At 42.2% G+C, this 10595-nt stretch carries 17 protein-coding genes; 10 read left to right on the top strand and 7 right to left on the bottom strand.

Going from position 1 to position 10595, the window contains the following annotated elements; translation table 11 throughout:
• A partial coding sequence (locus tag GNF10_RS38090; RefSeq protein ID WP_221644684.1) for a hypothetical protein occupies positions 1–229 on the top strand: 229 nt, incomplete at its 5' end.
• 99 nt (positions 230–328) lie between these two features.
• Here the strand turns inward: GNF10_RS38090 and GNF10_RS31485 are convergent.
• Positions 329–622 (bottom strand): hypothetical protein, encoded by a 294-nt coding sequence (locus tag GNF10_RS31485; protein WP_185586549.1) that lies wholly within the window; start codon positions 620–622, stop codon positions 329–331.
• Positions 623–932: 310 nt separating this feature from the next.
• On the opposite strand from GNF10_RS31485, the gene rpaB reads away from it, so the two are divergent.
• From rpaB to GNF10_RS31505, 4 genes are all read left to right on the top strand, one after another.
• The gene (rpaB, locus tag GNF10_RS31490; RefSeq protein ID WP_185586548.1) at positions 933–1673 is read left to right on the top strand and encodes a response regulator transcription factor RpaB; all 741 of its coding nucleotides are present in this window, start codon (positions 933–935) and stop codon (positions 1671–1673) included.
• Between the two features lie 8 nt (positions 1674–1681).
• Positions 1682–1939 (top strand): SDR family NAD(P)-dependent oxidoreductase, encoded by a 258-nt coding sequence (locus tag GNF10_RS31495; RefSeq protein ID WP_185586547.1) that lies wholly within the window; start codon positions 1682–1684, stop codon positions 1937–1939.
• 134 nt (positions 1940–2073) lie between these two features.
• Positions 2074–3384, top strand: a complete 1311-nt coding sequence (locus tag GNF10_RS31500; protein WP_260446357.1) for a glycosyltransferase — start codon at positions 2074–2076, stop codon at positions 3382–3384.
• 99 nt (positions 3385–3483) lie between these two features.
• Positions 3484–3624 (top strand): hypothetical protein, encoded by a 141-nt coding sequence (locus GNF10_RS31505; protein ID WP_229451711.1) that lies wholly within the window; start codon positions 3484–3486, stop codon positions 3622–3624.
• Between the two features lie 125 nt (positions 3625–3749).
• Here the strand turns inward: GNF10_RS31505 and GNF10_RS31510 are convergent, their stop codons facing one another.
• The 4 genes from GNF10_RS31510 to GNF10_RS31525 all read right to left on the bottom strand — a co-directional run bounded on the left by GNF10_RS31510 (position 3750) and on the right by GNF10_RS31525 (position 5500).
• Entirely contained in the window at positions 3750–4118 is a 369-nt protein-coding gene (locus GNF10_RS31510) for a hypothetical protein (RefSeq protein ID WP_185586544.1), read from the bottom strand.
• A gap of 162 nt (positions 4119–4280) precedes the next feature.
• Positions 4281–4517 (bottom strand): hypothetical protein, encoded by a 237-nt coding sequence (locus GNF10_RS31515; RefSeq protein WP_260446122.1) that lies wholly within the window; start codon positions 4515–4517, stop codon positions 4281–4283.
• A gap of 25 nt (positions 4518–4542) precedes the next feature.
• On the bottom strand, positions 4543–4818 hold the full coding sequence (locus tag GNF10_RS31520) for a hypothetical protein (protein WP_260446121.1): 276 nt from the start codon (positions 4816–4818) through the stop codon (positions 4543–4545).
• A gap of 25 nt (positions 4819–4843) precedes the next feature.
• Positions 4844–5500, bottom strand: coding sequence for a TVP38/TMEM64 family protein (locus GNF10_RS31525; RefSeq protein ID WP_185586543.1), 657 nt, complete (start codon positions 5498–5500; stop codon positions 4844–4846).
• A gap of 470 nt (positions 5501–5970) precedes the next feature.
• Here GNF10_RS31525 and dinB (GNF10_RS31530) point away from each other — a divergent pair, with 470 nt between their 5' ends.
• Positions 5971–7116, top strand: a complete 1146-nt coding sequence (gene dinB / locus GNF10_RS31530) for a DNA polymerase IV (protein ID WP_311774246.1) — start codon at positions 5971–5973, stop codon at positions 7114–7116.
• On the opposite strand, the gene GNF10_RS31535 is transcribed toward dinB (GNF10_RS31530), so the two are convergent.
• Complete coding sequence (locus tag GNF10_RS31535) at positions 7087–7290, bottom strand: CopG family transcriptional regulator (RefSeq protein ID WP_185593512.1); 204 nt, start codon at positions 7288–7290, stop codon at positions 7087–7089. The two genes, dinB (GNF10_RS31530) and GNF10_RS31535, sit on opposite strands and share 30 nt — an antisense overlap.
• 426 nt (positions 7291–7716) lie before the next feature.
• Between GNF10_RS31535 and GNF10_RS31540 the strand changes: the two genes are divergently transcribed.
• Positions 7717–7890: a hypothetical protein gene (locus GNF10_RS31540; RefSeq protein ID WP_185607347.1), complete on the top strand. Its 174-nt coding sequence runs from the start codon at positions 7717–7719 to the stop codon at positions 7888–7890.
• 53 nt (positions 7891–7943) lie between these two features.
• Here GNF10_RS31540 and GNF10_RS31545 read toward each other — a convergent pair whose 3' ends face one another.
• Positions 7944–8513, bottom strand: a complete 570-nt coding sequence (locus tag GNF10_RS31545; RefSeq protein ID WP_185583891.1) for a TetR/AcrR family transcriptional regulator — start codon at positions 8511–8513, stop codon at positions 7944–7946.
• 153 nt (positions 8514–8666) lie between these two features.
• Between GNF10_RS31545 and GNF10_RS31550 the strand changes: the two genes are divergently transcribed.
• From GNF10_RS31550 to dinB (GNF10_RS31560), 3 genes are all read left to right on the top strand, one after another.
• Positions 8667–9284, top strand: a complete 618-nt coding sequence (locus GNF10_RS31550; protein WP_185583888.1) for a glutathione S-transferase family protein — start codon at positions 8667–8669, stop codon at positions 9282–9284.
• 9 nt (positions 9285–9293) lie between these two features.
• Complete coding sequence (locus tag GNF10_RS31555) at positions 9294–9890, top strand: pyridoxamine 5'-phosphate oxidase family protein (RefSeq protein WP_185583886.1); 597 nt, start codon at positions 9294–9296, stop codon at positions 9888–9890.
• Positions 9891–10001: 111 nt separating this feature from the next.
• Positions 10002–10595 (top strand): DNA polymerase IV (gene dinB, locus GNF10_RS31560; RefSeq protein ID WP_185607345.1); only part of this gene is annotated, 594 nt, incomplete at its 3' end.

Genomic DNA, 10595 nt, shown 5'->3' on the forward strand with positions numbered 1-10595 from the left:
CCCCTGCCCCTCTGCAATCCCTACGCCGCTTACCTTTCAGCTTAACTTAGTGCCATTCGTTCTTGCCCCCACTGATAGCACCGGCGGCAAGCGAGTCCACGTACTCCTACGGAGAAGCAAGCTACGCGCAGCGTCTCGTAGAGAGCGTCTTGTCTTTAATTTTGAATTAATAATTTTGAATTTTGAATTCCCCGTTCGCGTAGCGTCTCGCAGAGAAGGGGTTGACTGAGTGCAAAGATAGTTTACAAAAATTGCTCAGGCGGCAATACTGCGTGAATAATTGCAACCGCCTTGATGGTCAACCGTCTGGGAATACAAATTGCCTGCTTTAATTACAAAAATCATCAACGCGGATATCCCGCCAGACATCAGAAACCTGCCAGCCGGAATTTCCCACCGATTGTACTGGAGGGTTGTCAAGGAGCGGAATATAGTCAGGAACTTTAGGTTCAGGAGCGATTACTGGTTTCTCCTCAACCTCAACCACAGGGGCAGTAGAATTGTCAGTATTAGCTTCAAGAAGTTGGTCTTCAGCCTCCTCGATTAGCTTCATCTGTCTCAGGGTAAGCTTGTCGGATTTTTTGATGATCTTCTTCGTATCTGTATCATTAGAAGTTTTCATGTGCTGTTCCTTCAAAGGCATTGGCTCAAAATTTGGATGAGTAAATTTGGGAGAAGTTAGGTATAAATAATTTGCACGGAATTAACAAGGTACACCAAATTTATGGAAAATACGAGTCTCTTGCTGAAGAATTTATTAATTGGATATAAATCTCTTTTTCGGGCAGATGCCCTAGCATAATCTGTTGCAGAGATGCAAGTATTAAGCGATCGCTTCTCGATCATGACTGTAACTCAAGATTATTTTGCGGTTTTGACTCCTAATAAGCAGATAATGAAAGGTTAAGAGTTCTCGCTGTGGAGGAACAGCGTTGAGAAACTTATCATCTGATAAAGGCACAATCTTAGTAGTAGATGACGAAGCCAGCATCCGCCGGATTTTACAGACGCGGTTAGAAATGATTGGCTACAGCGTAGTTACAGCTAGTGATGGCGAAGAAGCTTTGTCAGCTTTTAGTCTCTTAACTCCTGATTTGATAGTTCTGGATGTAATGATGCCAAAACTAGATGGTTATGGTGTCTGTCAAGAATTACGGAAACAATCAGACGTACCAATTATCATGCTAACAGCCTTGGCAGATGTAGCAGACCGAATAACTGGGCTGGAACTCGGTGCTGATGACTACATGACAAAACCTTTCTCACCCAAGGAATTAGAAGCTCGGATTGCCTGCGTACTAAAACGGCGCTCCCACAAAACCAGTATCAATACTATTCCTAACTCTTTTATAATCCATGTGGGCAATCTCAAAATCGATATCAATAAGCGGCAAGTTCATAAAAATGAGCAACGCATTCGGTTGACAGGTATAGAATTTAGCTTACTAGAGTTGTTAGTGAATGATTCGGGAAAGATTTTTTCGCGGTTAGAAATATTACGGCAATTGTGGGGCTTTGTACCAGAGATGAGTACAGACACCCGTGTGGTAGATGTGCATATTTCACGATTGCGGACAAAGGTAGAATCCGACCCCAACGATCCAGAATTCATTATTACAGCAAGAGGTAGCGGTTATTTTTTCCCACGAATTATTGATTCAGAGCAGGAATAATAAAAAATATGAGTAAGCTCATCTTAATTACAGGCATAAGCAAAGGTTTAGGTTATGCGATGACCGAGGGTTTTATTCAACAGGGGCATACTGTTATTGGTTGCGCCCGTTCATCAGATGTTATTGATAAAATACGCCAAAAGTTTAGTGCTACCAACGATTTCACATCTGTAGATGTAGCAAATGAACATTGGGTATTGAAAGCTGTGCCATTTATTCTCAATTTAAAACCCAAAGATAACAGGATTCCCTTGACCATTTCATGAGATTGATCATGCGTGAATTGTTTTGACCAGTTACGAAAAAACGGGCTGATCTAAACTGTATTGGTTTATCGCCCAGAGGCACAGGAAATTAGTACAATTTTTGAATACTGGAGTTTTCATTTTTGAAAAAGCATTTGAGCCAAAGTCTACCTATAGCACCAAGTCGAAAACTGAAGATTACGATCCTAACAGTAGGTTCAAGGGGAGACTTGCAACCATACTGCGCTTTGGCTATTGGCTTGAAGCGTGCTGGGCATGAGGTAACAGTTGCAACACACGAAAACTTTGCATCTTTTGTTAGAAAGTTTGATTTAAAGTTTGCACCGATCGCTGGCAATATGGAAGAGTTTTTGCAATCGAAACAAGGGCAGCGATTGATTGCGGGAGAAAAGTTGAAAAAAGAAGAAGCAGATAAGCTTTTACTTCAACAGTTGGAATCAGGTTGGCAAGCGTGTCAAGGAAGTGAGGTGATTATCTACACGCCGCTAGCTACCTTTGGATATCACATTGCAGAGAAATTAGGCGTACCTTGCTTTTTTGCATCAGTTCTGCCGTTGACTCCTACAGGGATGTTTGGGTTTTTGAGGTTTGCTCAAATAGCTAAAAACCCGCTAAAGAAAGCGATAAATTATGGCAGCTACTTACTAGTAGAGTTTTTGCACTGGCAAAGATATCGAAAACTGCTCAATCACTTCAGAACAGAAACATTGAAATTGCCGCCCTTACCATATTTGGGCAGACGCTTCAGACAGAAGACTCCGGCGAATGTATCACGAATCCCTATCTTGTATGGATTTAGCTCACACGTGATCCCAAAACCTCGTGACTGGCCTGCATGGGCGTATGTGACTGGTTTTTGGTTTATTGACCAAGCTTCTGACTACGAGCCACCTCTGGAACTAGAGGATTTTCTTGGACGAAAGCAATTACCTTTGTGTTTTGGATTTGGGAGCATGACAATGCCCAATCCAGAATATCTCACACACTATATAGTGGAAGCTTTAAAGAAAACCCATCAAGGCGGGATTATATTGTCAGGCTGGGGCGACGTTGGAAGAACAGTGAATATAAAAGATTCGCTACGAGTGTTTGTGATCAAGGAAGTTCCGCATGATTGGTTATTTCCCCAAGTGCCAGCAATAGTACATCATGGAGGAGCTAGTACAACGGCGGCAGTGTTACGTGCGGGGACACCATCAGTTACCGTACCCTTTTTTGCAGATCAGCCAGTTTGGGGAGAAAAGCTAACTCGGTTGGGAGTCAGCCCTGCGCCGATACCGTATAAGAAAGTGTCAGATAAAACTTTAGCAGCAGCAATTGAAGTAGTTCTAGGCGATGAGGTGATGCGGAAGAAAGCACAAGAGTTGGGTGAGAAAATCAGGACTGAGAATGGTGTGGCGAATGCTGTTGAAGTTTTCCATCGGCATTTGGGTTTGATTGGGTGAGAAATTGCAGACAATTAAAATCATCACACACACCCACAACAGCAGTAAATGTCCCAAGTGAAAGTTTACACGGTACTCTGTGTCAACAGCAGTATCCTAATGGTTTTTTACACGCCAGGGCATTGCTGGGAATTCCGTATCATCAGCCGCACGGGTGGGATATTCGGGGAACAAAAGATTTATTACACGGCGGAGGCAGCGTTGCGGATGGGGTTGGAGTGGTTGCGGGATGAGCGGTAATTAGTGCGTATATGCGATCCAAGGTCAGCATTAGTAGCAAGAGACAATCGCTTTTGGTGAAGTGAATTGTTTAAAATTTACCCTCATACGATCATCTTTGGCGATTGAAGCAACGCCATCGCGCTTCAAGAATGATTTCGAGTCAACTGTAGCAAGATAGACTCAAGGCTTTGTAGTGCTGCGTTTGTAGTGCGTTGATTTTCGTCAAAATTACGTTGATGTTGCTCAAAATTGTGCTGATGTTCTTCATGACTGTCGCGTAATTCAAGCAGTACATCGTCTAAAATTGCGCTACGACTTAGCACACGGTCAACGTTGCTAGTCAGTTCTCGCATTTCCCGTTTTAGCTCATCAAGTTGGATCTGGGAGTTAGCTTGTCTAAGTGCTAGGTTATCTAACAGCACTTGAGTATTGGATTGTCTCTCAGCAAGCCCCAATACTATCTGTTCAAGTCGGTCTAGTCTGCTAGGGAAATACTCCGGCGTATCGGTCATATTACTTTCGTTAGTCCTCTACTAGGGATTATATAAAGTTGTGACATAGAATTGCACGTTATTTTAGCAACAGTCTCCAGACTGAACAGCCTTTTACTATTAGACTACTAGTTTTGCTCAGGGCAAAAAGTCATAAGATGACATCTATAAGTTGTGCTTCTCTCAATTGTAATCGTTGCCATTAGGAGCAGACAGTTGAATCATCTCAGTAAAACGTGAATACTTAACCACATCGGTAGGAGGATAATCTGCCGACACTGCAATTAACCCAATTTTTATATCCTCGAAATAAATTACACCCCCAATACGCCCTTCAAGAAAGAAAGCTCCATGAAATAAATGATATGGAGCTATGTAGATCAGCAGACAGTCACTAATGTTTATTGCACTGTCAAACATCTGCTGACAAGTTTTTTGAAGGACATCATTGTGTAACAGGTGTACCGTTTAAAGTCATCACAGGTTTGCGATCGCAAAGGCTAATATCAGCTTTCCAACGGGAGGGGAATTTTGAATCAATGAAAGTGACTTTAAATCTGCCCCAATGATAAGTAGGTTTCCCATCTGCCCCTTCTCTATAGGTATCGCAACGTACCGATGAAGACTTTTGTACCCAGTAGCCATTGTATGAACCTCGGTCATTAAACACTCCTGCTAAACCATCAATGAAAATTACTCCATCGCTACCATACCGCCACACGGCAGTTTTATTACGAGTAGCGCTATTACTTCCACCAGGGTTTAAATAACAATGGTGACACCGATAAAAATACCAAAAAAACCGACGCGAGTATAAACGAGGAGGCATCGCTTCCTTGTAAAGCGGTTTTTCCAGAAGCACCCAACCAGGTATAAGCAATCGTGCCTGGAATTACTCCAATGAAGGTTGCAAGGGTATAAATCTTCAGGTTGATTGTGGTTAGTGCCAATAAAAAGTTAATAATATTAAACGGAGCAATCGGAGCAAAGCGTAGAGATAGAACTAAAGAAAAGGGATTGCGTTCGAGTGCTTTATGCCATTTTTCCAGCAGTTTATTTTGAGCGAATTTTGCTGTTGCCCAATCTCGAAATAGGTATCGAGCCAGACAAAATGCTCCTACTGCTCCCAATGTTGCGGCTAATGTAGACCAAAGGCTTCCCCATCCCAAACCAAAAGCTACGCCTCCAGTTAATGTATGAATTGTTATCGGCAAACCTAAGACTGTGACCAATACGTAGGTGGAGATAAATAAGGGAACAGCCCAAATACCTAATCTTTGCAACCAGACTGAGAGAATCTCTTGATTGAGTAAATTATGTAAGGGAGTTGTGAAAAAGAGTAAGATTGCACCCAGCAGTAGTAATATCTGGAAATTTTTGCGGAGTAAGTGTTTTAATCCCACGGAGCTACACTCCGTCCTGACTGGTTGGTGAGCGCATCAATTAAACTAGTATAAACACTATAATGATATCGGCAAATTCGCTACAAATATTACAATATTCATAGCAGCATTTTCCACCTGGGTGAGTGTTTGGGGAATGTCAAAGTATATTGTGTTAATTACTTGTGTGGTCATCTCTTTTGTGCTATTGAGTCACCAAACAGTAAGGGCATAAAAGCTCAGTCTTACCACTACCAACATCTTCAACACACACTAATTTTCCATCTTGAGCTACACCAAATTTGAGCCACATTGTTACGCTTACTCATTAACAGAAAAACCAATCGGGGCTGATAGTAGAAAGTTCAAGCAAGCTTTAAATAATTTGCATATCTGCAAAATTTAGCTCAAACTAGTGCTAGTGTACTATAGGATTTCTAATTTAGGATTTAATTTGCTCGTGGCATAGTGCGTGAACAGCGAGACTGTTTGTGGTGGAGCTACCCTTGGGACAACAATCTGTCGCTAGAACCAAGAAAATAATCCACGTAGATATGGATGCTTTTTACGCATCGGTAGAGCAGAGGGATAACCCTAGCTACCGAGGCAAACCGTTAGTAGTCGGTGGCAGCCCCAATCAACGAGGCGTAGTTGCAGCAGCCAGTTATGAAGCTCGTAAGTTTGGCATTTATTCCGCAATGCCTTCAGTAACCGCTTTTGCGAAATGTCCTGGGCTTATCTTTGTCAGACCGAGATTCGACGTTTACCGAGAGATTTCTACTGCAATCCACGCTATCTTTAAACGCTACAGTGATTTAGTGGAAGGGGTTGCGCTAGATGAGGCATACCTTGATGTTACTGAGAATAAGCAAAACATCCCCTACGCTTCTACTATCGCAAGACATATTAAAACTGCGATTTTCCAAGAAACCCAGTTGACGGCAACCGCAGGCGTGTCGATTAACAAGTTTCTTGCAAAAATGGCATCAGGGCAGAACAAGCCGAATGGGTTGACAGTGATTTTACCAGAGCAAGCGATCGCCTTTATAGAACAGCTGCCGATTGAGAAGTTCCACGGCATTGGAGAGGTTACGGCAGCGAAAATGCACTCGCTCGGCATTCATACTGGCGCAGACTTAAAGGAGCGTTCGTCTCTGACGTTGCCGCAGGCATCGCTGACTGAGCTAACACACCACTTTGGGAAAGCTGGTCATTATTACTACAAAATTGCCAGGGCAGAAGATGACCGCCCAGTTGAAGCAAATCGAGTTCGCAAGTCCATTGGTGCAGAAACCTCATTTGCACAGGACTTAAGTGATATCAGCCAGATGTTACAAGAACTCGAACAGATTGCCCAAATTGTCGAGCAACGGTTAGAGAAGCATGAAACACGAGGCCGTACATTAACATTGAAAGTCAAATTCTCTGATTATCAGCAGCTAACCCGCAGTAAGACAATGCTTGCTCCCATCAGTGAACTCTCTACGATTTTTGAGATAGCTAAAACACTGTTTTTATCAATTGACCTGGAGAATCGCAGTATTAGGTTACTGGGCATTTCCTTGTCCAACCTGGATAATGCCAAAACCCAAGTGATTCAATTGCCACTATTTCAGAATGGGAACATCATATTTTAGGGTAGGTGTAGTCTGTTCAGACGCTGACAACTCGGTTATGGAGAGAGAGCGAATCAACTCCCGAATCACATCAGTTGCAGGTCTACCTGTCATTTCACAATATCGTTCAAGTTTTTCGCTTTCAACTGATGCGAGATTTATTGTAATTCGTTTGATAGCCCATTTTTTGTTCATGACTTGCTCTAATAATTAAATTTAATGAATTATCTAGACTTTAAATGCCAAGTGCAATACTTAACAAATATATAGATGTTAACCACAGCATACTTGCCGTAAAAACATTTTTAGCACATTTTACCCAGGGTATTTACTTGTAACCCAAAACTTTACCGATAAATCATCTATATGAACTTTAAAATATTTGAAACGAGCTTGTATTTTTTGTAAATATTGTTAAGCAAAGCGCAATCGAAGTGAGCCTTGTAATAGACGTATAATCAGCAAGTATTGCTAATCAAATTTAATAAACCTTATCTTCATACAATTGAATCTAATATTCATTTGCTCTTTACCCAAAGATGAAATTGATTAACTACTCTGGCTATTGACTTTGATTCAAGCACTATATTTAACTCTATAACTTAACGAAACTTTAACTTAATGCCTCTAGAAAATTTTCTAGGAGCATTAAGGTTTAATAATTTTGGTTCTTCAGTATCTGTTATGCCAAATATGTCGGGCGGGAGCAACCAGAAATTGCTCCTTTACTGGCGAGACTATAAAACCGTTCGTCTGCAAGGGATTTACTATGGTGCGTTTTTTGATGATAACTAATCATTAATTGATTACGTTAATAGCCAATATGCCCAGCATCCAGCGTGTCAGTATTAATCGTCTTTTTGCACCCCTGGCTTTGGAGTACAAAGTTGTCTAGGTAGTTGTTGAATAACACGCATAAAAGGAGATGGATCATTCAACCCTTGTGACAAAATTAGGGAACCTTGAATAGCAATCACTGCATCTTCCCCTCGATATTTGGCGAGTTCTTCATCCATACCACCTTCGATTAAAACATTAGCAATCGCATTAATCCAGATACAGAATAAAGCATTAACTCTAGTGTGAAAGATATCACGGGCTGAACCCATTAATAAAATGGCAGACATACAGGGTTGGTGTCCTCCTTCATAAAGTTCGCTCAGGCGATCGCACATCCTCTGTAATCGTGTTAGCGCATCACCTTGGGAGGTAAGTGCTGTCAAGATGTTTTGGGCTAACCACTGTTGAAGAAAATCTAGCACTGTCTCAACCATTTCATCCTTACCGCCAGGAAAGTGATGATAAAGGCTGGCTTTCCCAAGCCCAGTAGCTTCAGAAATTTTAGATAGAGTTGCGCCATCATACCCGAATTGGCGAAACAGCCGTATGAGATATGGAATATATGTTTCTTTGGGCATTGTAAGAGTTGAGAAAAATAGATATTGACATTATACCGTTCGTTCGGTACAGTAATTCTATACCGAACGAACGGTACAAAGATGAGACAGGAAGTGCCACTTAATTTCTGTGATTAAACTTGTTCGTTCTTACCACATCTGAAGGATTAATCTATGATTCAGCTTTACGGTTACGAACTCTCTGGCAACAGCTATAAAGTAAAACTAATGTTGTCGCTATTAGGCTTAGATTACGAATGGGTAAAAGTTGATTTGCCTAGAGGAGCGCACAAACAGCCAGAATTTTTAGCACTCAATTCTTTTGGTCAAGTGCCAGTTTTGGTTGATGGAAATACTATATTGGCAGATGCTCAAGCAATTCTAGTTTATTTAGCTAGACAGTATGGCACAGAAGGGTGGTTGCCTTTGGAGCCAGAGCCGATGAGTCGTGTAATTCGCTGGTTATCTACAACTGCGGGAGAAGTTCGGCTTGGCCCGGAATCGGCACGTTTATATCACCTGTTTAAAGCTACTGACATCAATCTAGAACGAGTAAATCAAAAATCAGAGTTTATCCTCACACAACTTAATAATCATCTAGCAGAAGGTGAATGGCTAGAGTTGGGACATCCTACGATTGCCGATGTTGCTGTATTTCCATACATCGCCCTTGCGAACGATGGTAAGATTTCTCTCGAACCCTATGCTCATATTCAAGCCTGGATTGAACGGCTCAAGCATCTCCCCGGTTTTATTGGAATGATTGGTATTGAAGAACCTGCTAGAGTTTAGGAGCGCAGTATGCCACGCAAATTTGGAGAAATTGCTTTTACTCCAGAAGTTGAAGCCGCCCAGTCACAACGGGGATCACGGCAAACCTATGAACGCTACATTGCCAACGGGCCTGCCAATGATTCAATTACACTAGAAATTGCCGAATTTATTGCTCATTTGGATGGGTTTTATTTGGGAACAGTCAGTTCCAATGGCTATCCCTATATCCAGTTTCGTGGAGGAGCGCCCGGTTTCCTGAAAGTGTTGAATGAGAAAACCCTGGGATTCGCCGATTTTTCTGGGAATGTGCAGTACATTACCGTAGGCAACCTTGAAGGAGAAGCAAAAGCATTTCTGTTCCTGATGGATTACCGCCAACGCAGACGTATCAAAGTTTGGGGTAAGGCAGAATATGTTGAAGGGGATAGTGCTTTAATTGAGCGACTTCGCATCCCTGGCTATCCAGCAAAAGTTGAGCGAGCTATTCTATTTCATGTCGAAGCTTTGAGTGAGAATTGTTCTCAACACATACCTATCCGCTATTCTGCTACCGAGGTTGAAGCTATGATGGCTCCCCTTGTGGCTCGAATTGAAGAGTTAGAACAGAAAATCGTTGGGGAATAATGCAGATATGGTATTTGAACCAAGTAGTGCTAATGTACTATAAAACTGGTAATATAGTATTTTACTAAGCACCGATTAGCCTAACTTTCTAATGCTTCACTCTGCTTGCAAGTGAGAAAGATAGTTCACGTAGACATGGATGCCTTCTACGCATCAGTAGAGCAGAGGGACAACCCTAGCTACCGAGGTAAACCGTTAGTAGTCGGTGGCAGCCCGAATCAGCGAGGCGTAGTTGCAGCCGCCAGTTATGAAGCTCGTAAGTTTGGTATTCATTCCGCGATGCCCTCAGTAACAGCAATTGCCAAATGTCCTGGGCTTATCTTTGTCAGACCGAGATTCGACGTTTACCGAGAGATTTCCACTTCAATCCACGCTATCTTCAAACGCTACACTGATTTGGTGGAAGGGGTTGCGCTAGATGAGGCATATCTAGATGTTACTGAGAATAGGCAAAACATCCCCTACGCTTATACTATCGCAAGACATATTAAAACTGCGATTTTCCAAGAAACCCAGTTGACGGCAACCGCAGGCGTATCGATTAACAAGTTCTTAGCAAAAATGGCATCAGGGCAGAATAAGCCGAATGGACTAAGGGTGATTTTACCAGAGCAAGCGATCGCCTTTGTAGAACAGCTGCCGATTGAGAAGTTCCACGGCATTGGAGAGGTTACGGCAGCGAAAATGCACTCGCTCGGCATTCAT

Source organism: Nostoc sp. UCD121 (genome assembly GCF_014222285.1).
In the GTDB taxonomy this organism is placed as follows: domain Bacteria; phylum Cyanobacteriota; class Cyanobacteriia; order Cyanobacteriales; family Nostocaceae; genus Nostoc.